Source organism: Roseomonas sp. AR75, from assembly GCF_005222815.1.
Taxonomy (GTDB): Bacteria; Pseudomonadota; Alphaproteobacteria; order Acetobacterales; family Acetobacteraceae; genus Falsiroseomonas.
Genome location: NZ_STGB01000005.1, coordinates 474,636 through 495,728 on the forward strand (window position 1 = coordinate 474,636; position 21,093 = coordinate 495,728).

At 71.3% G+C, this 21,093-nt stretch carries 23 protein-coding genes; 16 read left to right on the forward strand and 7 right to left on the reverse strand.

Annotated features, from left to right (window positions below; all coding sequences use genetic code 11):
- The first annotated feature begins 195 nt into the window (after positions 1-195).
- A complete protein-coding gene (locus E4T13_RS21740) occupies positions 196-981 on the forward strand; it encodes an SDR family oxidoreductase (protein WP_137180440.1) in 786 nt (261 codons plus the stop codon).
- A gap of 24 nt (positions 982-1,005) precedes the next feature.
- Here E4T13_RS21740 and E4T13_RS21745 read toward each other — a convergent pair whose 3' ends face one another.
- Positions 1,006-1,719, reverse strand: a complete 714-nt coding sequence (locus tag E4T13_RS21745) for a hypothetical protein (protein WP_137180441.1) — start codon at positions 1,717-1,719, stop codon at positions 1,006-1,008.
- A gap of 113 nt (positions 1,720-1,832) precedes the next feature.
- Positions 1,833-2,489, reverse strand: coding sequence for a Crp/Fnr family transcriptional regulator (locus tag E4T13_RS21750; protein ID WP_137180442.1), 657 nt, complete (start codon positions 2,487-2,489; stop codon positions 1,833-1,835).
- A gap of 148 nt (positions 2,490-2,637) precedes the next feature.
- Between E4T13_RS21750 and E4T13_RS21755 the strand changes: the two genes are divergently transcribed.
- The 4 genes from E4T13_RS21755 (at position 2,638) to E4T13_RS21770 (ending at position 5,087) form a co-directional block, all read left to right on the forward strand.
- Positions 2,638-3,450 carry an aspartate dehydrogenase gene (locus E4T13_RS21755; RefSeq protein ID WP_137180443.1) on the forward strand — a complete coding sequence of 271 codons (813 nt, stop codon included), beginning with the start codon at positions 2,638-2,640 and terminating at the stop codon, positions 3,448-3,450.
- A 106-nt stretch (positions 3,451-3,556) separates the two neighbouring features.
- Entirely contained in the window at positions 3,557-4,177 is a 621-nt protein-coding gene (locus tag E4T13_RS21760; protein ID WP_137180444.1) for a MarC family protein, read from the forward strand.
- Between the two features lie 81 nt (positions 4,178-4,258).
- On the forward strand, positions 4,259-4,759 hold the full coding sequence (locus E4T13_RS21765; RefSeq protein WP_137180445.1) for a DUF5872 domain-containing protein: 501 nt from the start codon (positions 4,259-4,261) through the stop codon (positions 4,757-4,759).
- Positions 4,743-5,087: a DUF3140 domain-containing protein gene (locus tag E4T13_RS21770; protein WP_240791238.1), complete on the forward strand. Its 345-nt coding sequence runs from the start codon at positions 4,743-4,745 to the stop codon at positions 5,085-5,087. The genes E4T13_RS21765 and E4T13_RS21770 overlap by 17 nt, the downstream gene beginning before the upstream one ends.
- Positions 5,088-5,160: 73 nt before the next feature.
- On the opposite strand, the gene E4T13_RS21775 is transcribed toward E4T13_RS21770, so the two are convergent.
- The 3 genes from E4T13_RS21775 to E4T13_RS21785 form a co-directional block, all read right to left on the reverse strand.
- The gene (locus E4T13_RS21775; RefSeq protein WP_137180446.1) at positions 5,161-5,799 is read right to left on the reverse strand and encodes an invasion associated locus B family protein; all 639 of its coding nucleotides are present in this window, start codon (positions 5,797-5,799) and stop codon (positions 5,161-5,163) included.
- A gap of 5 nt (positions 5,800-5,804) precedes the next feature.
- Positions 5,805-6,983: a M20 aminoacylase family protein gene (locus E4T13_RS21780; protein ID WP_137180447.1), complete on the reverse strand. Its 1,179-nt coding sequence runs from the start codon at positions 6,981-6,983 to the stop codon at positions 5,805-5,807.
- Between the two features lie 62 nt (positions 6,984-7,045).
- Positions 7,046-8,749 carry a dihydroxy-acid dehydratase gene (locus tag E4T13_RS21785; protein ID WP_137180448.1) on the reverse strand — a complete coding sequence of 568 codons (1,704 nt, stop codon included), beginning with the start codon at positions 8,747-8,749 and terminating at the stop codon, positions 7,046-7,048.
- Positions 8,750-9,106: 357 nt separating this feature from the next.
- On the opposite strand from E4T13_RS21785, the gene rplM reads away from it, so the two are divergent.
- From rplM to E4T13_RS21820, 7 genes are all read left to right on the forward strand, one after another.
- The gene (gene rplM / locus E4T13_RS21790; RefSeq protein ID WP_137180449.1) at positions 9,107-9,625 is read left to right on the forward strand and encodes a 50S ribosomal protein L13; all 519 of its coding nucleotides are present in this window, start codon (positions 9,107-9,109) and stop codon (positions 9,623-9,625) included.
- A gap of 4 nt (positions 9,626-9,629) precedes the next feature.
- A complete protein-coding gene (gene rpsI / locus E4T13_RS21795; protein WP_137180450.1) occupies positions 9,630-10,136 on the forward strand; it encodes a 30S ribosomal protein S9 in 507 nt (168 codons plus the stop codon).
- Between the two features lie 131 nt (positions 10,137-10,267).
- Positions 10,268-11,230: an N-acetyl-gamma-glutamyl-phosphate reductase gene (gene argC / locus E4T13_RS21800; protein WP_137180451.1), complete on the forward strand. Its 963-nt coding sequence runs from the start codon at positions 10,268-10,270 to the stop codon at positions 11,228-11,230.
- A gap of 331 nt (positions 11,231-11,561) precedes the next feature.
- A complete protein-coding gene (locus E4T13_RS21805) occupies positions 11,562-12,110 on the forward strand; it encodes a gamma carbonic anhydrase family protein (protein WP_137180452.1) in 549 nt (182 codons plus the stop codon).
- A gap of 122 nt (positions 12,111-12,232) precedes the next feature.
- Positions 12,233-12,796, forward strand: coding sequence for a hypothetical protein (locus E4T13_RS21810; RefSeq protein ID WP_137180453.1), 564 nt, complete (start codon positions 12,233-12,235; stop codon positions 12,794-12,796).
- Entirely contained in the window at positions 12,796-13,383 is a 588-nt protein-coding gene (locus E4T13_RS21815) for a hypothetical protein (RefSeq protein ID WP_137180454.1), read from the forward strand. The genes E4T13_RS21810 and E4T13_RS21815 overlap by 1 nt, the downstream gene beginning before the upstream one ends.
- 96 nt (positions 13,384-13,479) lie before the next feature.
- Positions 13,480-14,121: a hypothetical protein gene (locus E4T13_RS21820; protein ID WP_137180455.1), complete on the forward strand. Its 642-nt coding sequence runs from the start codon at positions 13,480-13,482 to the stop codon at positions 14,119-14,121.
- An 82-nt stretch (positions 14,122-14,203) separates the two neighbouring features.
- Here E4T13_RS21820 and E4T13_RS30265 read toward each other — a convergent pair whose 3' ends face one another.
- A complete protein-coding gene (locus E4T13_RS30265; RefSeq protein WP_206030267.1) occupies positions 14,204-15,022 on the reverse strand; it encodes a PEP-CTERM sorting domain-containing protein in 819 nt (272 codons plus the stop codon).
- A gap of 218 nt (positions 15,023-15,240) precedes the next feature.
- Entirely contained in the window at positions 15,241-17,067 is a 1,827-nt protein-coding gene (locus E4T13_RS21830; protein WP_137180456.1) for an alpha/beta hydrolase, read from the reverse strand.
- A 205-nt stretch (positions 17,068-17,272) separates the two neighbouring features.
- Here E4T13_RS21830 and E4T13_RS21835 point away from each other — a divergent pair, with 205 nt between their 5' ends.
- From E4T13_RS21835 to E4T13_RS21850, 4 genes are all read left to right on the forward strand, one after another.
- Positions 17,273-17,878, forward strand: a complete 606-nt coding sequence (locus E4T13_RS21835; protein ID WP_137180457.1) for a hypothetical protein — start codon at positions 17,273-17,275, stop codon at positions 17,876-17,878.
- Positions 17,879-17,921: 43 nt separating this feature from the next.
- The gene (locus E4T13_RS21840) at positions 17,922-19,142 is read left to right on the forward strand and encodes an LL-diaminopimelate aminotransferase (protein ID WP_137180458.1); all 1,221 of its coding nucleotides are present in this window, start codon (positions 17,922-17,924) and stop codon (positions 19,140-19,142) included.
- A gap of 144 nt (positions 19,143-19,286) precedes the next feature.
- A complete protein-coding gene (locus E4T13_RS21845; RefSeq protein ID WP_137180459.1) occupies positions 19,287-20,579 on the forward strand; it encodes a homoserine dehydrogenase in 1,293 nt (430 codons plus the stop codon).
- The gene (locus tag E4T13_RS21850) at positions 20,576-21,043 is read left to right on the forward strand and encodes a hypothetical protein (protein ID WP_137180460.1); all 468 of its coding nucleotides are present in this window, start codon (positions 20,576-20,578) and stop codon (positions 21,041-21,043) included. The genes E4T13_RS21845 and E4T13_RS21850 overlap by 4 nt, the downstream gene beginning before the upstream one ends.
- Positions 21,044-21,093: the final 50 nt, after the last annotated feature.

Below are 21,093 nucleotides of genomic sequence, written 5' to 3' on the forward strand. Positions count from 1 at the left end.
GCCCGAGCCGCGCGGGGCGCGCCTTGCGCGCCCTGTTTGAGTGCCCTCAGACGGCGGGCGCGGCCTCCGGCCGCTTGCGCGCTGCGCGCGCCGAAGCGACGCCTGGCGGCGCCGGTGAGCTTCCCTCTCCCGCTCTTGCGGGGGAGGGTCAGGGTGGGGGAAACCTCTTCCTTCACCTGCTAGGACGTCCCGCGAATGCAGATCCGTCTCGATGGCCGTACGGCCCTGATCACCGGTGCCTCGAAGGGCCTCGGCCGCGCGATGGCCGAGAGCTTCGTGGAGGCCGGCGCGGCCGTGGCCATCGTGGCGCGCCGCCAGTCGGAACTCGACAAGGCCAAGGCCGGAATCGCGGCACGCTTCCAGGGCGCCCGCATCGCCGCGATCTCGGCCGACGTCTCCACCGCCGAGGGCTGCGCGAAGGCGGTGGCGGACGCCACCGCGGCGCTCGGCCCGGTGGACATCCTGGTGAACAATGCCGGCACCAGCCAGCGCGGCCCCTTCATGGAGGTGGACGACGCGCTGTGGCAGGCCGATCTCGACCTCAAGCTGTTCGCCGCGATCCGCCTGACGCGCGCGGTGTGGCCCGGCATGGCCGAGCGCAGATGGGGGCGCGTGATCAACGTGCTGGCCACCGCGGCGAAGGCGCCGGGCGCCGAGGCCGCGCCGACCGCGGTTTCCCGCGCCGCCGGCATGTCGCTGACCAAGATCCTGTCGCTGGAAGGCGCGAAGCACGGCATCCTGGTCAACGCCCTGCTCACCGGCCTGTTCGTCAGCGAGCAGCATGAGCGCCGCCATGCGGCCAGCGGCAGCAAGGAGAGCTTCGCGGACTGGATCGCGAAGCAGGGCGCGTCCCTGCCGCTCGGCCGCTATGGCGACCCGGCGGAATTCGCCAACATGGCGACCTTCCTCGCCTCCGACGCGGCCAGCTACATCACCGGCACGGCCATCAACATGGATGGCGGGCGCAGCCCGGTGGTGTGACCCGATGGCGGCGCGGCCCCTGCGCTACAGCGCGGAGGCCGCGCCGGCGCCGCCGGCGATGGCGCGGCGCAGCCAGTAGCGCGCCGCCAGCACGTGATAGCCGGCCCAGGCGACGATGCCGCCGAACTTCGTGCCGTCCTCGGCCATGACCACGCGCATCCTGCTGCCGCCGACGAAGATATCCACCACCATGCTGCAGGCGAAGAGGCCGAGCGCGACGAGCAGCAGCGGCCAATCCATGCGGCGGTGGAAGCTGTGGAACACCAGCAGGTACAGCACGGAGAGCAGGGCGTAGCTGGCGTGGGTGAGTTTCTCGGGGATGCCGATGCGCGGCAGCACCGCCTCATGCAGCATGAACATGTCATCCGTCGCCAGCAGCGCCGTCAGCAGTCCGCCGCAGAGCAGCACCAGGCGCGGCCGGCCTTGCGGCAGCACCAGCGCGGCCAGCAGGCAGGCGACCGCGCCGATCCACCAGGCGATGATCCCGAGATTCGAGAAAAGACCGGCCGATAGCGGCAGGCCGCCGCGTGCGACCGGGTCCTGGAACAGCAGCGCCGCGTCGAGGTCGAGGATCGGCACCACCAAGGTGGCCGCCAGCGGCAGCCCGGCGAAGACCACCACCGTCCAGGGATTGCGCCAGGGCAGCACGCGGCCGAGCCGCGCGAGCAGCGCAGCCGATGCAAGGCGAGGCCCCGAGCCTCGGGCGGTGCCGCCCTGGCCGCCGGCCGGCTGGGACATGATGTGTCGGTTCTGTGACAGTTTCGTCGATGTGTAATCCCGCTTTCGTGGCGATGCCAGCGCCCAGCCTGTCAAGCTCGTGTCATCCGCGTGTCATTCAACAGGATTCCCGCTCAACGGGAGAAGGCGGCGTGCAATTTGCGTGCGACGTCCTGCTTCACATGGCCGAGCACGGCGGCGCGCAGCTCCGGCCGCGGCTCGAGGAAGGCGCGCAGCCTGCCGGTCGGCCAGCAGATGTAGCGGCCCGGCTCGGTGAAGCGCGCATCCACCGGCGATGGCTCGCCGGTCAGCACCATCGTCACGCCGATCAGGTCGCCCGGCTCCAGCACGCCGATCGGCTCGCCGTTCCGCGCCATGGCGACGCGGCCGCGGATGGCGATGCAGACATCCTGCGCCGGCAGACCCGCCGTCAGCAGTTGCGTGCCCGCCGGCGCGTCGGACCACTGCCCTTCCATGGTCAGTGCGAGGAATTCGCGCGGGCGGATGCCAGCGAAGCCGAGGTCGTAGAGCGCCTGCTCGTCGGCGCCGAGCACGATCGGGCGGCGCTCGTTGTAGATGCGCCAGATCTGCACGAGATTGATCGCGGTGAAGACTGCGGCCCACATCACCGGCGGCCACAGCACCGTTTCCTGCAGCAGGAAGAAGGGCATGTTGGTGACCGCCGCCGCCACCGCGAACCAGCGCAGCCACAACATGTCCCGCACGGAATAGGCGATCAGCAGCAGGATGTTGGAGCCGTGCACGAGCAGGTCGAGCGGGGCGAAGGACATGCGCGGGGCTCCTGCCGATCGGTTGCTCCCACCGTCATAGGCGCCAGCGCCGCCGCAATGGCGCAGCGCCGGTTCAAAGCTGCGTCAGCGCGTGGCTTCGGCGCCGCGCCGCTTCGTGCTAGGTGGCGGCGCAAGAGCGGAGGGATGCATGGCGAAGGAACTGACGGTCGGGATCGCGGGGCTCGGTGCGATCGGGCTGCATCTGGCGCGCGCGCTGGATGCGGGCGTGCCGGGGCTGCGGCTGCATTCCGTGAGCGCGCGCGACCGCGCCAAGGCCGCGGCGAACTGCGCGGGCTTCCGCGCGCCGCCGGCGGTGGTGGACAACGCCGCGCTGGCCGAATGCGACGTGGTGGTGGAGGCAGCGCCGGCTGCGGTGTTCGAGGAGATCGCGACGGCCGCCATCGCGCGCGGGCGCATCTTCGTGCCCAGCAGTTGCGGCGCGCTGCTGCCGCGCATGCACCTGGTGGAGCAGGCGAAGGCGACGGGCGCGCGCATCATCGTGCCGACCGGCGCGCTACTCGGGCTGGATGCGGTGCGCGCGGCGGCGGAGGGCGAGGTGGACTCCGTCACCATCGAGACGCGCAAGCCGCCGCGCGGCCTGGTCGGCGCGCCCTATCTCGAGCAGCACGGCATCGACGTACTGGCGGTGAAGGACGAGAAGCAGCTCGTCTTCAAGGGTAATGCCTATGACGCGGCGCAGGGCTTCCCGGCGAATGTGAATGTCGCGGCGGCGCTGGCGCTGGCCGGCATCGGGCCACAGCGCACGACGATCGAGATCTGGGCGGACCCGCATGTCACGCGCAACACGCACACGATCCGCGTGGAAGCCGCGGCGGCGCGGCTGACCATGACGATCGAGAACGTGCCGAGCGAGGAGAACCCGCGCACCGGCAAGATCACGCCGCTCTCCATCCTGGCCTGCCTGCGCGGCCTGACCAGCACGCTGAAGGTGGGGAGCTAGGAGCGGATCGTTTCACGGGGGTCGGGCGTGCCCCCACCCCGACCCTCCCCCGCATGGCGGGGGAGGGAGTAGACGGGCGGGGCGGGAGAGACGGGCGAACGAAAGAATGCTCGAAACCTTCGGGTTCACGCTGGTGGCGCTGCTGGTGATCGTGGATCCCTTCGGGACCGCGGTGATCTTCGCAAGCATGACCGCCAACACCACCGTTGCCGAGCGGCGCCGCCAGGCGATCCGCGCCACGCTGATCGCGGCGGCGGTGCTGTTCCTCTTCGCGCTGGTCGGCGGCTGGCTGCTGCACGCGCTGGGGATCGGGCTGCCGGCGATGAAGGTGGCGGGTGGGCTGCTGCTGTTCCTGCTGGCGGCCGACATGGTGATGGGCCAGACCTTCCTGCGCGCCTCGCCCGAGGAGCAGAAGGAAGGCGCGGAGAAGCACGACGTCTCGGTGTTCCCCTTGGCGATCCCGCTGCTGGCGGGTCCGGGCGGGATGACCAGCATGGTGCTGATGCGCGAACAGGCGCGCGGCGATCCGATGCAGTTGGCGGCGGTGGTGGCCGCGCTGGTGGTGGTGCTGGTGCTGACGCTGGTCTGCCTGCTGGCGGCGGGCCAGGTGGCGCGCATCCTGGGGCGCACGGGCGGGCATGTGATCGGGCGCGTGCTCGGCGTGCTGCTGGCGGCACTCGCCGCACAGATCGCGCTGGACGGCGTGCGGGAGAGCTTCGCGGCCTGATCACGTTTGCGTCCGCGCGCGGCTGACGGCGCGTCTCCCTCGCCTACCTGCCGTTACGGGGCCGCGGACAGGGAGGCGCCGATGGGCAGCAGGGCGGAGCGCAGCGATCCCGGCTTGTGGGAGACGGTGAAGCGGTCGGTGACGCGCGGCAGCAAGGGCGGCCGCGCCGGGCAGTGGTCGGCGCGCAAGGCGCAGCTTGCCGTGCAGGAATACAAGCGTCGCGGCGGCGGCTACGAAGGCGGCAAGCGCAAGGACAACAGCCTCCGCCAGTGGACGAAGGAGGAGTGGGGCACGCGCTCCGGCAAGCGCTCCCGCGACACCGGCGAGCGCTATCTGCCGCGCGCGGCGCGCAGGTCGCTGTCGAAGGCGGAGTACCGCCGCACCTCCGACAGGAAGCGCCAGGACACGCGCAAGGGGAAGCAGTTCTCCGCGCAGCCGGAAGATGTCGCGCGGAAGACCGCGCGTCATCGCGCCGGTGGCGGCGCGACGAAGGCCGAGCTGATGGCCGAGGCGCGCAGGCGCGACATCCCCGGCCGCTCCCGTATGGACAAGGAGGTGCTGCGCCGTGCCCTTCGACGCTGACGAGCAGGCGGAGATCCGCGACGCCTTCCGCGATGCCGTGAACATGGCGCCGGCCGAGCTGGAGCGCTGGCTGGAGACGGCGGAAAGCAAGGAAGTCGGCTGGACGCATGAGGGCGAGACGGAATCGGTCGGCCATCATTCCGGCCGGCGCATCGTGGAGATCAGGCGCAAGCGGCAGGACGCGCTGACCGACGACGACTACGCGCATATGCGCAAGGTGGTGGGCTATGTGCACCGGCACCTGGCGCAGGGAGGGCCGGCGCAGGAGGTGGAAACGTCCCGTTGGCGCTACAGCCTGATGAACTGGGGGCATGATCCGGCGAAGTGACGGCGCCCGCTGGCGGGGTTGCGCGGCCCCCACCCCGACCCTCCCCCGCACAGCGGGGGAGGGAGCAGTCGAGCTAACGGCGCGGCGCCGGCGCGGGCGGTGGCGGCGTGGGCACCGCGGCGGGATCGGCCGGGCGGCGCTCGGCGGCGAAGAACTGGTCCACGCTGTCGGAGAACTGCGCCATCGGCACCGGCATGGTCACCGTCTCGCGGTTCGCCGCGGCGGCGAAGGACAGGCGCAGCACGGTCGCGCGGCGCAGCGAGGCCAGCAGGTCGTCCGTCACCGGCACGCCGGCGAAGACGCCATCGGCATCCGAGGTCTGGAAGCCGATGCGATGCACCTCCCCATTGTCCACCTGCCAGCTCATCCCCGCCGGCAGCAGCACGCCATGCGGCACCTGGAACACCAGGCCGAGCGAGCGCGTCGCCGGCTGGCGCATCAGGACGATGCGCGCGATGCGGCGGTTCTGCGGCTGCACGACGATATTGGCCGAGAGCTGGCAGGGCCGGATGCCGCCCTCGCCCGGATCGCCGCAGGCGATCTGCCAGGCCTCGCGCTGGCTCTGCGTGGCGCCGGGCGGCGTGGGCGCAGCCGGTGCGGGTGCCGGCGCGGGCGGCGGCACGGGCGCCTGCCCGCGCTGCTGCGCGGCGGCCGGCAGCGCGATCAGCAGGGCGAGCGCGGGCAGCGCGGCGCGCATCCAGGGGCTGCGCATCGGCCTCAACCGTTCCGCGGCATGATCTGCTCGGCGAGGGCGGCGAACCAGCTCGCGCCGACCGGCAGGATCTCGTCGTTGAAGTCGTATTTCGGGTGGTGGACCATCGCGTCGCCCGCGCCCTTGCCGCCGCCGAGGAACAGGTAGGCGCCGGCCTTCTTCTCCAGCATGAAGGAGAAATCCTCGCCGCCCATGGTGGGCTGCGGCAGCGGGCGGGTGCGGGCCTCGCCGGTGACGCTGCGCGCGGCGCGGGCGGCGATCTCCGTGCTCTCCGGCTCGTTCACCGTGGCGGGGTAGGCGCGCGTGAAGCTGCATTCGGCGCCGCCGCCCATCGCGGTCGCGATGCCCGTGACGATCTCCTTGAAGCGGCGCTCCAGCAGGTCGCCGACCTCGGGCAGGAACCAGCGCGCGGTGCCCTGCAGGTGCACGCTTTCGGGGATCACGTTGAAGGTGTGGCCGCCGGTGAAGTGGGCGATGGTGATCACGCCGGCTTCCAGCGGGTTGACGTTGCGCGCCACCACGCTCTGCAGCGCGGCGACGATGTGGGACGCGATCAGGATCGGGTCCACGCCGTTGTGCGGCATGGCGCCATGCGCGCCGCGGCCGGTGATGGTGGCTTCGAGATTCGCGACCGCGGCCATCACCGGGCCGGGCGCGTGCAGGAAGGTGCCGGCGGGCGCGCCGGGCCAGTTGTGCATGCCGAAGACGCGGTCCATCGGGAAGCGTTCGAACAGGCCTTCCTTCACCATGGCCTCGCCGCCGGCCAGGTTCTCCTCGGCGGGCTGGAAGATCAGGTAGACGGTGCCGTCGAAGTTGCGCGTCTCCGCGAGGTATTTCGCGGCGCCGAGCAGCATCGTGGTGTGCCCGTCATGACCGCAGGCATGCATCTTCCCGGGGATGGTGGAGGCATGCGGGGCGCCGGTCTGCTCATGGATCGGCAGCGCATCCATGTCGGCGCGGAAGCCGATGGCGCGCCCGGACTTGCCGTTGCCGCGGATCACGCCGACCACGCCGGTCTTCGCGATGCCGGTGTGCACCTCGTCCACGCCGAATTCCCGCAACTTCTGCGCGACGATGCCGCTGGTGCGGACTTCCTCGAAGCCGAGCTCGGGATGCCGGTGGAAGTCCTGCCGCCAGGCGGTCATCTCCGGGTGGAATTCGGCGATGCGGTTGATCACGGGCATGGCGGCAAGTCTCCGGCGCGGTCTGCGATGTGTCATGCGGCGCGAGGCGCGCCGGCGCAAGCTCAGCCCGGCGGGCGGAGGAAGGCGAGGTCGGCGCCGAGCGGAGCCTGGGTCACCTGCTCATGCACCAGCCGGTCCCAGCCGCGGGCGGGTGCGGGAGCGGGCTGCCAGGCGGCGCGGCGGCGGTCCAGCTCGGCGGCGTCCACCAGCAGGTCGAGGCTGCGGTTCTTCACCGAAAGCCGGATGCGGTCGCCGGTCTGCGCCAGCGCCAGCGGGCCGCCCACCGCGGCTTCCGGCGCGACATGCAGCACGATGGTGCCAAAGGCGGTGCCGGACATGCGGCAGTCGCTGATGCGCACCATGTCCTTCACGCCCTGGCGCGCGAGCTTCTTCGGGATGGGCAGGTAGCCGGCTTCCGGCATGCCGGCGGGCGAACGCGGCCCCGCGCCCTTCAGCACCAGGATGTCCTGCGCGGTCACGTCGAGATCCGGGTCGTCCACCCGGTTCGCCAGGTCCTCGAGCCCGTTGAACACGACGCAGCGGGCTTCCGTCTCGAACAGCGCGGGGGTCGCGGCGCTGCGCTTGAGGATGGCGCCGTCGGGCGCGAGGTTGCCGCGGAGCGTCACGATGCCGCCGACCGGGCTGATCGGCGTCTCCCGCGCGCGGATGATTCTGCGGTCCACGAAATGGCTGCCGTCACCGATGCGGGTGCGAAGCGGCACGCCGTCGAGGTCCGGAGTGTCCAGGTGCAGGAGGTCGCGCAGCTCCCAGAGCAGGGCGCGCATGCCGCCGGCCGCGTGGAAATCCTCCATGTAGCCCTCGCCGGTGGGCTTCAGGTCCACCAGCACGGGCGTGGTTTCCGACAGCGCATCGAGCCGGTCGAGGTCGAAGGCGACACCGGCGCGGCCGGCGATGGCGGCGAGATGCACCACCGCGTTGGTGGAGCCGCCGAGGGAGAGCAGCACGCGCATCGCATTCTCGACGCTTTCCACCGTCACCAAAGCGGCGGGCGGCATGGGCTTGTGGATCAGCCGCACCGCCTGGGCGCCGGCTTCCTCGGCGATGCGGAGACGGTCGGCATGCACCGCCGGCGCGCTGGCGGCGTCCAGCGGCATGAAGCCGAGGGTGGCGGCCAGGCAGGCCATGGTGCTGGCCGTGCCCATCACGCCGCAGGTGCCGGCGGTGGTGGCCAGCTTGCCTTCCAGCGTCGCGATTTTTTCGTCCGTCACGTCACCGGCCCGGTACTTGGCCCAGTAGCGGCGGCAGTCCGTGCAGGCGGAGAGACGCTCGCCTTCGAAGGCCTGGGCCAGCATCGGGCCGGTGACCAGCATGACGGAGGGCGTGCCGGCGCTGACGGCCGCCATGAGCTGGGCCGGCACGGTCTTGTCGCAGCCGCCGATCAGCACCGCGGCATCCATCGGCTGCGCTGCCAGCATCGCCTCGGTGTCGAGCGCCATCAGGTTGCGGTAGTGCATGGAACACGGGTTCAGCGAGGGCTCGCAGAGCGAGACGGTCGGGAAGGCCAGCGGCAGGCCGCCGGCCGCCAGCACGCCGCGCTTCACCGCCTCCAGCAGTTCGGGGACGGTGCGGTGGCAGTTGTTGTAGTCGCTGGCGGTATCGGCGATGCCGACCACGGGCTTGTCCAGCATGGCCTGGGTGTAGCCCATGGACTTGGCGAAGCTGCGCCGGAGGTAGAGCGCGAACTCCCGGTCCCCGTAATTGGAGGATCGGTTGGCGAGGCCAAGCTTGCGGGTCGTGTCGGTCATGCGGCGGTTCCTGCTCCCTGCCTCGCCTCTACTCCCTCCCCCGCCTGTGGGGGAGGGTCGGGGTGGGGGCGGAATTGCCCCCTCTCCACCCGTAGGGGGGAGAGGGTGGGGTGAGGGGGGCGTGCACGGAAATGAAGGGCGCTCACGACCGGGCACGTCCCCCTCACCCAACCCTCTCCCCCACTAGAAGTGGGGGGAGAGGGCTTCTTCGGCGGATTGCCTCGGCTGCTCGTCTACGGCCTGGAGGCCGACGGTAACATGATACCGCATGCCCCCAAACCCCCTTCCCGCTTGACTTTCCGCCCCTTTCCCGCGATACGGCGCGCCGCACAGATCGCTTCGGATATCTGAACAACAATGCTTACGAGACAGACCACCTCGATCAAGCCGGCCGAGGTCAGCAAGGGCTGGGTGCTGATCGATGCGGAGGGCCTGGTGCTTGGCCGCCTCGCCTCCATCGTCGCCAACCGCCTGCGCGGCAAGCACAAGGCGCAATTCACCCCGCATGTGGATTGCGGCGACCATGTCGTCGTCATCAACGCGAAGAAGGTCCGCGTGACCGGCCAGAAGGCGGAGCAGTCCGTCTTCTACTGGCACACCGGCTATGCCGGCGGCATCAAGGGCCGCACCTTCCGCGAGCGGATCGAGAGCGCGCATCCCGAGCGCGTCATCGAGAAGGCGGTGGAGCGGATGATCACCCGCGGTCCGCTCGGCCGGCGCCAGATGCGCAACCTGCATGTCTATGCCGGGCCGGAGCATCCGCATGGCGGCAACACACCGCAGCCGCTCGATGTCGGCGCGATGAACCGCAAGAATGTCGCCGCGGGCGGCGCTACGAATGTCGCCGCGGGCGGCGCAACGAATAAGGTGGCCTGAGCTCATGAGCGAGCAGACTTCCCGCGGCGGCTCGCTGGCCGAGCTGAAGGATATGGTGAACGCCGCCGGTGGCCCCACCGCCACCGCGCCGGCCGAGGCCCCGCGCGAGCCGAAGCGCGACGCGCAGGGCCGGTCCTACGCGACCGGCCGCCGCAAGAACGCCATCGCGCGCGTCTGGGTGAAGCCCGGCAAGGGCGAGATGGAGATCAACGGCAAGAGCCTGCCCAAGTATTTCGCCCGGCCGGTGCTGCGCATGCTGATCTCGCAGCCCTTCCTGGTGACCGACCGCTACCAGCAGTTCGACGTCTACGCGACCGTCGTCGGCGGCGGCCTCTCGGGCCAGGCCGGCGCGCTGCGCCACGGCATCTCCCGCGCGCTGACCTATTACGAGCCGGGGCTGCGCCCGCTGCTCAAGAAGGCCGGCTTCCTCACCCGCGACCCGCGCGCGGTCGAGCGCAAGAAGTACGGCAAGCCGAAGGCGCGACGTTCCTTCCAGTTCTCCAAGCGCTGACGCCCAGCGGACCGGGCGTCACGCCCGGCCTGCATGGCTGGTTCATCCGGGGGGCGGGTCCGCAAGGGCCCGCCCCTCTTGCTTTCCGGGGTCGGAATCCGGCCCCATCTCGCGGCGAAAGGAGCCGTATCATGGCCAAGGGCCCCATCCCGAGCGTCTTCATCGACGGCGAGTCCGGCACCACCGGCCTGCAGATCCGCGACCGCCTGGCGCGATTCCCCGGCTTGGCCCTGCGCTCCATCGCCGCCGAGCAGCGCAAGGATCCCGCCGCCAAGCGCGCCCTGATGGCGGAGGTGGACCTGGTCGTGCTCTGCCTGCCCGACGACGCCGCGAAGGAGGCGGCGGCGATGGCGGCCGAGCTCGGCGACCAGGCGCCGAAGCTGCTGGACGCCTCCACCGCGCATCGCGTGCATCCGGACTGGGTCTATGGCTTCGCGGAGCTGTCGCCGGCGCAGGCAGAAGCCATCGCGGCCGCGCCGCGCGTAGCCAATCCCGGCTGCTACCCCACCGGCGCGATCGCGCTGATCCGCCCGCTGGTCGAGGCGGGGATCATGCCGAAGGACTACCCGGTCACGGTCAACGCCGTCTCCGGCTACAGCGGCGGCGGCAAGGCGATGATCGCGGAGTTCGAGCCCGCGCGCAGCGCGCCGCCCTTCTTCCTCTATGGGCTGTCGCTGGAGCACAAGCACCTGCCGGAGATCCAGCATTATGGCGGCCTGACGCGCCGCCCGATCTTCGTGCCCAGCGTCGGCGACTTCGCCCAGGGCATGCTGGTGAGCGTGCCGCTGCACCTCGATACGCTGCGGCCCGGCACCGCGGTGGCCGACCTGGAGGCCGCGCTGCGCGACGCCTATGCGCGCTCCACCTGGGTGCGCGTGGAGGCCGCCGATGGCAAGGCGCGGCTGGCGCCGGAGGACCTCAACGGGTCGAACATGCTGGAGCTGCGGGTGTTTGGCAGCGAGAAGCACCGCCAGGCGGTGCTGGTCGCGCGGCTCGACAACCTCGGCAAGGGTGCCTCGGGCGCGGCGGTGCAGAATATCGGGCTGATGCTCGGACTGGACGTCGCGCCGGCTCTGCCGCTGGCGGCGGAGTAGCAACGAGCCCTCTCCCCCCCCCTCGCGCGTTGCCCTCTCCCCCCTCAGGGGGGAGAGGGTTGGGTGAGGGGGGCGTGCAGGAGAAGCGAAGCCCGCTCCCATCATGCGAAACCTGAGTCTCCAGCGCTGGGCGCAGCCCCCCTCACCCGCTCCGGCTAGGGCGCTCACGCGCCCAAGCCTGCGCGACCCTCTCCCCCCGTCCGGGGGGAGAGGGGAGACGCGAGCGAGGGGGAAACGAGAGTGCGAACCGAGGCCGCGATTGCCAGGCGCCCCAAGGAAGGCAAGGGTCCTTCCCGGAGACCAGCACCGCCGGAGCACAGCGAGACACAGCATGGACGATCTGCACCCCGCCGCGACCCGCGGCCCCCTCCTGCCCTTCGAGGGCCAGTTGCCGCGCATCCACCCGGAGGCCTGGGTGGCGCCCACCGCCATCGTCATCGGCGATGTCGAGATCGGGGCGGACAGCTCCGTCTGGTACCACTGCGTCCTGCGCGGCGACACCAACATCATGCGCATCGGCGCGCGCACCAATGTGCAGGACGGCTCGATCCTGCACCTCAACGCCGGCGCGGAGCCGCTGATCATCGGCGACGACGTCACCATCGGCCATGCCTGCATCGTGCACGCCTGCACGCTGAAGAACCGCGCCTTCGTCGGCATGGGCGCGACCGTGCTGGACCGCGCGGTGATCGAGGAAGGCGGCATGCTCGGCGCCGGCGGCGTGCTGCCGCCGGGCAAGGTGATCGGCCGCTACGAGCTGTGGATGGGCAACCCCGCCAAGCTGGTGCGCGTGATGACCGAGGAGGAACGCGCGCGCTTCGACAAGACGGCGCCGAATTACGTCGCGCTCGCCAAGCGCCACCGCGCCAGCCTGGCGTGACGGGGCCCGGCGCCGTGCGGATGCGGAACGTCGCTTCCCCGTTGCGGCGCGCGGCGCCTAGGCTCCCCCGCCGCGATCATCGCACGGCGGCGCTTCGCCGCCCCGGCAAGAAGGAAACGACGATGCGCCCGACCCGCCATGCCGCCCTGCTCTGCCTGGTGCTCCTCGGTGGGTGCACCGGCGCCATGGCGCCGACGCAGCCGCCGAGCCTGCCGGCCTCGCTGCAGGGCGGCGCAGCCATCCCGGGTCGTGTCGCCATCGCCAACACGGCCCAGGTCTTCGGGCAGCCCGCCAGTGTGGCCGGGCAGCCGGTGAGGGCGGCGAATGCGATCTCCCAGCTCGAATGGCTGACAGTGGATATCCTCACCAGCCAGAATTTCGTGAATCTGCCGCCGACCGTGCCGGGCGCGCTGCGCCAGGCCCGCGACGCGGTGAGGCAGGCCTTCGGTGTGGTGCCCGACACCACGCCGCAGGCGGCGGTCAACGCCTTCGACGGCGCGGCATCGGCGCTTGCCGGGGGTGACCGCGCGGCGGCGCAGGCTTCCCTCGCCACGGTGACCGGGCCGGCGGGGGCGCCGCGCGCCCTCGACCTGCTGTCGGCGCTGCCCAGCATTCCCGCCGCCGCCTCGGGCACGGCGATTGCCGTGAACGGCCTGGCCACGATGGACCAGCGGAACTTCCGCTGATGGGCAAGGCGCGCGCGCCTGTGGCGGCGTGGGGCGCCGCGCTGCTGATGCCGGTGCTGCTCGCGGCCTGCGCGAACCTGCCGCCGCCGCAGGTGCCGCTGACGCTGCCGCGCTCGGCCGATCCCGGCGGCCTGGCGGACCCGACGCGCGGGGCGGTGATCACGTCGGCCTATGTGTTCGGCAACCCGGCCTCGCTGCGCGGCGATCCCGCCGGCGTGGCAGAGGCGCTGGGCAGGCTGGAATTCATCACGGTGGAACTGGATGTCGGGCCGCGCTGGATCGGCATCGACCCGACGACCATCCTGATGCTGCAGGCCGGCCGGGCGGAGGCGCGCGCCGCCTTCGGCATCGATCCCGCCGCGCCGCCCCAGCAGGTGGTGGATTCGCTGTTCGCGGTCGCCGTGGCGCTGCGGGCCGGCGATCGTGAAGCGGCGCTGGCGGCGCTCGCGCCGATCGTCCCGCCCGGCCAGGCGGAGGCGGTGCTGGCGCGCATGGCGGAACTGCCGGTCCTGCCCCGCGCCGCCGCGGCCACGCGCCGGGCGCAGGCCGCGATGCTCGACATGGGGCAGCGCCGGTTCGGCTTCTGAGGCCGCGCGGCGCTTGCGCCGCGCGGGCCGGCAAGCAAGATGGCACCGGGCAAGGGCGGGCCGCCGGATGCGGCGCGGCGCCATCGGGGGTTCGTGATGCGCAGGCGTTCGCTGCCGGGATTGTTGCTGCTGGCGCTGCCGGGCTGCGCCGAGATGCGGCAGCAGCCCGAACTCGCCCGGGTGCCGCCCGGGCTCGGCGTGGTGGCCGCCGATCCGGTGCCCGCCATGGTGGCGGAGGCCGCGGCGGCGCTGTCCAGCGCCGGTGCTTCCCTGAACGGGCACCCCGCCGAGACCGCGCGGGCGCTCGGCCAGATGGAATTCGTCATCGAGGCGTTCCGCCGCAATCCGCGCTGGTCGCCCATCTCCATCGGCACGATCACGGAACTCCGGACGGCGCGGACGGAATGGCGCGAGGCGATCGGCATCGATGCCGCGGCGGATGGCGCGGCGGTGGCCGAGGCGCTCGGCCGGGCCTCGCTGTCGCTGCGCGAATCGAGCACGCAGGGCGCCGCGGCGGCCCTGGCGCCGGCGCTGTTCCAGCCGGGCGGCGCGCCGACCGTCGCGCGGCTCGCCGCGCCGGGCCCGCTGCCGCAGTCGCGCATCGCCAGCGCCATGGCGCGCGACGACGTGCAGCGCATGCAGCGGCTGCAGATCGGCGGCGTGACCGGCGCGCTGGACCCGAACGCGCCCTATCTCAATTCGCTGACGGGCGCGCAGATGCCGGGGACGCTGCGCTGAAGCATCCGGGGCGGCGCGACGCCGCACCGCCCCGGTGTAAAATCCGCCGACATGCCCAACGGGGCAGGCCGGCGGTGATGGTTCAGGCGGACCGGTTACGGCGGCGGACAACGCCGAGGCCGGCCAGCCCGAGGCCGAACAGCGCGAGGGACATGGGCTCCGGAACCTCGATCTCGTCGGTGTCCTGGCGGAACACCAGCGAGGTGGTGGGCAGGAGCTGGCCCTGGCCGCCGGTCTGCGGGTCGACGAAGGTGATCGTCATCCGGTGGAACATGTCGGTGGTGCCGTTCCAGTTGTTCCACCAGTCGTACGCCACGGCCAGGTCGCCCGTGTAGGTCGAGAGCGCCGCGTCCACGAGCAGCGAGAAGCCCCCTGCGCCATGGCCAGGATTCGTGCCGTCATCGGTGTCGAACCCCATGTCGGGACGGCCGATGGCCTCCAGCACCACCTGCGTGATCCCGAGGCCGGAACTGCCGTTCCGAAGCTCCCAGGGCTGCGTGAAGGTGTCGCCGGACTGCTCGATGAAGGCGCGATAGAAGGGCGTGGTCTGATCGACGTCGAAATGCACGCCGGGCACCGCGGTGTTCGGATACAGCACTGCACCGCTCGGGATGTTCTTGCCCGAGGGGTTCTGCCATACGCCCGTCTGCGTAGCCCCGTTCGACCAGGTGAAGGTCGCCCGGATGTCGCCGCCGCCCGAATTCTCCCGCACCCGGTTGTAGCCAACGCCGTCGCGGTCATCCGTGGACAGGCTCTCGCCGGTGGACAGGGTCTGAGTCATCTGCAGCGTCGAGTAGACGCTGCTCCGGTCATAGGTGTAGGTCACCGCCGCCAGGGCGTTGCCCGAGAGCAGCATCGCCGTCCCGATGATCGCCGAGGCCTGTAGGAGTCTTGGTTGCATCGTCCTCATCCCTTGTGGTTCGCGGGCCGCGGGACAGAAGCGGCCGCGAAGGGGAGGGAGCAACATGCGTGCCAGCTAATTAACGCATTGTTCCACAGGGAAATCGCTTCGCAAGAAAATTACAATGTAAAATATGTATACGCCTTGACCTTCCAAGAAACGGCAAGTATTCGTCGCAAAGTAGCACAACCGGGAGTTGCTCCAGGCGCGGCGGGCGTTCAGTCCCGCGCCTGCACCGTCACATACGCGCCCGGCGCGTCGCAGAGCGCCGGCAGGCCGCCGGCGCCGGGCATGCGCGCCGGCACCTGGGCCTTGTCCTGCGCCGCGATCCAGCGCTGCCAGTCCGGCCACCAGGAACCGGAAAGCTCCGTCGCCCCGCGGAACCAGCTGTCGGGGTCGGCGGGCAGGTCGTCATGGACCCAGTGGCTGTATTTGCCGGCCTCCGGCGGGTTCACCACGCCGGCGATATGGCCGGACGCCGCGAGCACGAAGCGCACCTTGCCGGCATAGAGCTGGGTCGCGCGATAGGTGCTCTTCCAGGGCGCGATGTGATCCTCGCGCGTCGAGAGGATGTAGGTCGGCAGCTTCACCTTGCGCAGGTCGATCGGCACGCCGTCCAGCACGATGCCCTCGGGGTCGCCGGCCGGGCGCACCAGGTCGTTCTGCTGATACATCCGGCGCAGGTAGAAGCTGTGCATCCGCGCGGGCATGCGCGTGCTGTCGTCGTTCCAGTAGAGCAGGTCGAAGGGGAACGGCTCCTGCCCCAGCAGGTAGTTGTTCACCACGAAGGACCAGATCAGGTCGTTCGCGCGCAGCATGTTGAAGGTGGTCGCCATCTCCGACCCTTCGAGGAAGCCGCGCTTCTGCATCTTGTCCTCGAGGGATTGCAGCTGCTCCTCGTCGATGAAGACGCCGAGCTCGCCGGCCTCGGCGAAGTCCACCATGGTGGTGAAGAAGGTCGCGGACTTGATCCGCGTGTCCTTCCGCGCCTGCATATGCGCCAGCGTGCAGGCCAGCAGCGTGCCGCCCAGGCAGTAGCCGATGGCGTTGACCGCCTTCTCCCCCGTCGCCTTCTCGATGGCGTCGAGCGCGGCATAGGGGCCTTCGCGCATGTAGTCGTCGAAGCCCTTCTCCGCGAGTTTTTCGTCGGGGTTCACCCAGGACACCACGAAGACCGTGTGCCCCTGCTCGACGGCCCAACGAATGAAACTGTTCTTCGGGCGCAGGTCGAGGATGTAGAACTTGTTGATCCAGGGCGGGATGATCAGCAGCGGCCGCTTCAGCACCGTCTCGGTGGTGGGCTGGTACTGGATCAGCTCCATCAGGTCGTTGCGGAACACCACCTTGCCGGGCGTGACCGCGATGTTCTCGCCGACCTTGAACTTGGTCTCGTCGGTCATGCGGATGCGCAGCTGGCCCTTGCCGCGCTCCAGGTCGGCCAGCAGGTTCGACAGGCCCTTGAGCAGGTTCTCCCCGCCGGTCTCGGCGGTGCGGCGCAGCACTTCCGGGTTGGTCATCAGGAAGTTGGACGGGCTCATCGCGTCCACGAATTGCCGCGTGTAGAAATCCACCTTCTGCGCGGTCTTCTGGTCCAGCCCCTCGGTGTTCTGCACCACGTTGGTGAAGAAGCGGGCGGAGAGCAGGTAGGACTGGCGGATGAAGTCGAAGACCTCGTTCTCGCGCCAGGCGTCGTCCTTGAAGCGGCGATCGGTCTTGGATTCCTCGATCACCGACTTCGCCGGCTCGCCCATCATGCGCCGGGCGGTGTTCTGCCAGAGCGTGAGATAATCCTGCCAGAAGCCGATCTGCGCCTGCATCAGCCGCGCCGGGTTGGTCATCAGCCGGGTCGTCATCTCCAGGAAGGCGGAGCCGATGTTCAGCGGGTCCGGCCCGGGCGTGGCGGCGCCCTCGGCGCTCTGGCGCTTGAGGAAGTCCGTGACGATGCGCTGGCCGCGTTCGGCGACGTCGGCCATGGTCCGGCTGACCAGGTTGGGGTCAGGCAGGCGGAAGCTGGTCTTGTCCTCGGTGGTGGGGTCCTGCGACATCCGCTTCCAGCCCTCAGCCTGTCCTGCCGCCCTGCCCGGGCGGCGGCCTGTCCGTGTTGCACCGCTGCGATGCTTCCGCCGGCGTGCGGTTCGGGCTAACCCTCGCCCCCGCACGGAAGGGGAAGCGATGATCCCGCGCGTCGGAGGCCACGGCAGACGCCAAAAGGCTAGGGTCTCGCGGGCGCGCGATCAAGCGCGCGCGGCCGTGCTGCTGGGCGTTATTGCCGCGCTGCCGGCCTGCACCGAGCGCATCTCGGAGCTCGATCCCCGCCCGGGCCTGTCGAACCTGTTCTTCCGGACGCATCTGGAAGGGCGGGAGCCGCCGCCGGGCATGGACGGGGATTTCCCGCATCTGTCGAGCGTGCCGCCGCGGCCGGAACCGCCGAGCGCCGAGACCCGCGCGCGGCTCTCGGCGGGCCTTGCCGCCGACCGCGAGCAGTCGCGCAGCCCGCTGGAACCCTCGGGCGCGGGCCGCCTGCCCTCGGGCGCGGCGGCGCCGCCGGCCCCGCCGCGCATCGCCGCCCTGCCGGCGATCCGGCCGGAGCCGGAGTCGCTGCCCGCCGCGCCGGAGCCGGTCGCCCGGCCCGTGCCGGCACCCGCCCCGGTGCCGCGGGCGGCGGAGCCCGCCACCATCCCGCCTGCCCTGCCGCCGGCCGCGATCCCCGCGCCCGCGACGCCGGCCGCCCCGGCCGCGCCCGCCCCCGCGGTCCCGGCCCCCGAACCGATGGCGCCGCCGCCGGCGCCGTCCCGCGACCTGTTCGCGCCCCCTCCGCCGCCCTCGCGCGACCTGCTCGCGCCTCGCGGCGGCTAGGGCGCTCGGCTATCCTGCACGCGAATCAAACGGACCGAAGACGATGACCGAGGAGTTCCACCGCATCCGGCGCCTGCCGCCCTATGTCTTCGCCGAGGTGAACGGCGCGAAGGCCAAGGCGCGCGGGGCCGGCGAGGACATCGTGGACCTCGGCATGGGCAACCCCGACAGTCCGACGCCGCCGCATATCGTGGCGAAGCTGGTCGAGGCAGTGCAGGACCCGCGCACGCATCGCTATTCCATGTCGAAGGGCATCCCTGGGCTGCGCAAGGCGCTGGCCGGCTACTACGCCCGCCGCTTCGGCGTGAAGCTGGACCCGGAGACGGAGGTGGTGGCCACGCTCGGCTCGAAGGAGGGGCTGGCGAACCTGGCGCAGGCGATCTCCTCGCCGGGCGACACGATCCTGGTGCCGAACCCGTCCTACCCGATCCACCAGTTCGGCTTCATCATCGCGGGTGCGAGCGCGCGCTCGATACCCTACACGCCGGACGACAACATGCTGTCCGCGATCGATCGCGCGGTGCGGCATTCGGTACCGAAGCCGACGGCGCTGATCGTGAACTTCCCGTCCAACCCGACGGCGCTGCTGGCGAGCCGGGAGTTCTACCGCGAGCTGGTCGCGATGGCGCGCAAGCACGAGCTGTTCATTCTTTCCGACCTTGCCTACGCCGAGCTGTATTACGACGAGAACAACATCCCGCCCTCGGTGCTCGAAATTCCCGGCGCGAAGGAGGTGACGGTCGAGTTCACCTCGATGTCCAAGACCTACAACATGCCGGGCTGGCGCATGGGCTTCGCGGCCGGCAATCCGCGGCTGATCGCGGCGCTGGCGCGGGTGAAGTCCTACCTCGACTACGGCGCCTTCACGCCGATCCAGGTCGCCGCCGTCGCCGCGCTGAACGGCCCGCAGGATTGCGTCGCGGAGATGCGCGAGCTGTATCGCAAGCGGCGCGACGTGCTGGTGAAGGGGCTGCACGCCGCGGGCTGGCAGGTGCCCTCGCCGGAGGCCTCGATGTTCCTCTGGGCGCCGATCCCGGACCGCTTCCGGCATCTCGGCTCGGTCGGCTTCTCGAAGCTGCTGCTGGAGAAGGCGCGCGTCGCGGTCGCCCCGGGCCTCGGCTTCGGCGAGCATGGCGACGAGCATGTGCGCATCGCTCTCGTCGAGAACGAGCACCGCATCCGCCAGGCGCTGCGGGGGATCAAGGGGTTCCTTGCGGCCGACAATGCCGGGCCGGTGGATGGGATGGAGGTGGATGCGGCGTAGCCCCCCTCCCCCGCGCTTGCGGGGGAGGGATGGGGTGGGGGAGACCCACTGCCCCATGGAGGCGGAACCGCGACGAAAGGGGGATTTCCCCCACCCTAACCCTCCCCCGCGACAGCGGGGGAGGGAACCAGCAGGACAAACTCCATGACAAAACCCCTCGCCATCGGCGTCGCCGGCCTCGGCACCGTGGGTGCCGGCGTGCTCACGCTGCTGCGCGACAATGCCGCGACCGTCGCGGCGCGGGCCGGGCGGCCGATCGCCGTCACCGCCGTCTCCTCCCGAGACCGCAGCAAGGACCGCGGCGTGTCGCTGACGGGGCTGCGCTGGTACGAGGACGCGCCGGCACTCGCCAGCGATCCGAACGTGGACGTGGTGGTGGAGACGATCGGCGGCACGGAAGGGCCGGCCGCCGACCTCGTCCGCGCGGCGCTGGCCGCCGGCAAGCCCGTGGTCACCGCGAACAAGGCGCTGCTCGCCGTCCATGGCGCGGAGATCGCGCGGCTCGCCGAGCAGAACAACGTGGCCCTGATGTTCGAGGCGGCGGTGGCCGGCGGCATCCCTGCGATCAAGGCGGTGCGGGAGGGGCTGGCGGCGAACGACCTGTCGCGCGTGCTCGGCATCCTCAACGGCACCTGCAACTACATCCTGACGCAGATGCGCGAGCGCGGGCGCGAATTCGCGGAAGCGCTGAGCGAGGCGCAGAAGCTGGGCTACGCCGAGGCCGACCCGACCTTCGACGTGGACGGCATCGACGCCGCGCACAAGCTGGCGATCCTGGCGGCGCTGGCCTTCGGGCGCCCGGTGGACTTTTCTTCGGTTCATGTCGAGGGCATCCGCAGCATCTCCGCGCTCGACATCAAGCTGGCGGAGGAGCTCGGCTACCGGATCAAGCTGCTGGGCATCGCGCGCCGCACCGAGGCCGGGATCGAGACACGGGTGCATCCCTGCATGGTGCCCGTGGCGCATCCGATCGCCCGCGTGGACGGCGTGTTCAACGCGGTGGTGGCGGAAGGCGATTTTTGCGGCCGCGTCGTGCTGGAAGGCCGCGGCGCCGGCGCGGGGCCGACCGCGAGCGCCATCGTGGCAGATCTCATCGACATCGCGCGCGGCCGTCATACGCCGGTCTGGGGCGTCTCGGACGGCGCGCTCTCGGCGCTGCCGAGCGTGCCGATGGCGAAGCGCGTCGGCGCCTACTACCTGCGGCTGATGGTGCTGGACCGTCCGGGCGTGATCGCCGACGTCACCGCCGCGCTGCGCGACCATGCGATCAGCCTGGAGAGCATGCTGCAGCGCGGCCGCGCGCCGGGCGAAGCGGTGCCGGTGGTGGTGACCACGCATGACTGCGAGGAGGCGCAGATGCGCGCCGCCATCGCGCGGATCGAGGCGCTGGAGACGGTGGTCGAGAAGCCCGCCCTGATCCGGATCGAGACGCTGTGAGCCTCGGGCGCGCGGCGCTCGGCCTGCTGGCCGCCCTGCTGGCGGCCCCGGCCGCGGCGCAGGATGGGGCGGCACTGCGCTGGGATGGCGAATGGGTCGGCGCCTATGTCTGCGGCCAGGGCAAGACCGGTCTCACGCTGCGGCTGCGCGCGCGCGGCGACGGCATGCTGGGCGGGCTGTTCCATTTCTGGCCGCTGCCCGGCAACCCGGGGGCCGCGGAAGGCTGCTTCGAGATGCGCGCGACGCCGCGCCCGGGCGCGCCGCCGGCGCTCTCGCTGACGGCCGGGCGCTGGCTGCTGGAACCGCCGGACTACGTGACCGTGGACCTCGAGGCCTGGATGGGCGAGGACGGCCAGGTCTTCGGCAATGTGGACGGGCCCGGCTGCACCGTCTTCTCGCTGCGCCGCGCCTCGCCGCCGCGCCCGCTCCCGGCCGCCTGCGCGGGGCCGCTCGCGCGGCAGTGACGCCGGGGGGTCCGCGCCGCGCAGCGCCGCGCTATCCTGCAGATCGAATC

Coding starts and splice junctions, on each gene's coding strand:
- E4T13_RS21740 (WP_137180440.1), top strand. CDS start 196: ATGCAGATCCGTCTCGATGGCCGTACGGCCCTGATCACCGGTGCCTCG.
- E4T13_RS21745 (WP_137180441.1), bottom strand. CDS start 1,719: ATGTCCCAGCCGGCCGGCGGCCAGGGCGGCACCGCCCGAGGCTCGGGG.
- E4T13_RS21750 (WP_137180442.1), bottom strand. CDS start 2,489: ATGTCCTTCGCCCCGCTCGACCTGCTCGTGCACGGCTCCAACATCCTG.
- E4T13_RS21755 (WP_137180443.1), top strand. CDS start 2,638: ATGGCGAAGGAACTGACGGTCGGGATCGCGGGGCTCGGTGCGATCGGG.
- E4T13_RS21760 (WP_137180444.1), top strand. CDS start 3,557: ATGCTCGAAACCTTCGGGTTCACGCTGGTGGCGCTGCTGGTGATCGTG.
- E4T13_RS21765 (WP_137180445.1), top strand. CDS start 4,259: ATGGGCAGCAGGGCGGAGCGCAGCGATCCCGGCTTGTGGGAGACGGTG.
- E4T13_RS21775 (WP_137180446.1), bottom strand. CDS start 5,799: ATGCGCAGCCCCTGGATGCGCGCCGCGCTGCCCGCGCTCGCCCTGCTG.
- E4T13_RS21780 (WP_137180447.1), bottom strand. CDS start 6,983: ATGCCCGTGATCAACCGCATCGCCGAATTCCACCCGGAGATGACCGCC.
- E4T13_RS21785 (WP_137180448.1), bottom strand. CDS start 8,749: ATGACCGACACGACCCGCAAGCTTGGCCTCGCCAACCGATCCTCCAAT.
- rplM (WP_137180449.1), top strand. CDS start 9,107: ATGCTTACGAGACAGACCACCTCGATCAAGCCGGCCGAGGTCAGCAAG.
- rpsI (WP_137180450.1), top strand. CDS start 9,630: ATGAGCGAGCAGACTTCCCGCGGCGGCTCGCTGGCCGAGCTGAAGGAT.
- argC (WP_137180451.1), top strand. CDS start 10,268: ATGGCCAAGGGCCCCATCCCGAGCGTCTTCATCGACGGCGAGTCCGGC.
- E4T13_RS21805 (WP_137180452.1), top strand. CDS start 11,562: ATGGACGATCTGCACCCCGCCGCGACCCGCGGCCCCCTCCTGCCCTTC.
- E4T13_RS21810 (WP_137180453.1), top strand. CDS start 12,233: ATGCGCCCGACCCGCCATGCCGCCCTGCTCTGCCTGGTGCTCCTCGGT.
- E4T13_RS21815 (WP_137180454.1), top strand. CDS start 12,796: ATGGGCAAGGCGCGCGCGCCTGTGGCGGCGTGGGGCGCCGCGCTGCTG.
- E4T13_RS21820 (WP_137180455.1), top strand. CDS start 13,480: ATGCGCAGGCGTTCGCTGCCGGGATTGTTGCTGCTGGCGCTGCCGGGC.
- E4T13_RS30265 (WP_206030267.1), bottom strand. CDS start 15,022: ATGCAACCAAGACTCCTACAGGCCTCGGCGATCATCGGGACGGCGATG.
- E4T13_RS21830 (WP_137180456.1), bottom strand. CDS start 17,067: ATGTCGCAGGACCCCACCACCGAGGACAAGACCAGCTTCCGCCTGCCT.
- E4T13_RS21840 (WP_137180458.1), top strand. CDS start 17,922: ATGACCGAGGAGTTCCACCGCATCCGGCGCCTGCCGCCCTATGTCTTC.
- E4T13_RS21845 (WP_137180459.1), top strand. CDS start 19,287: ATGACAAAACCCCTCGCCATCGGCGTCGCCGGCCTCGGCACCGTGGGT.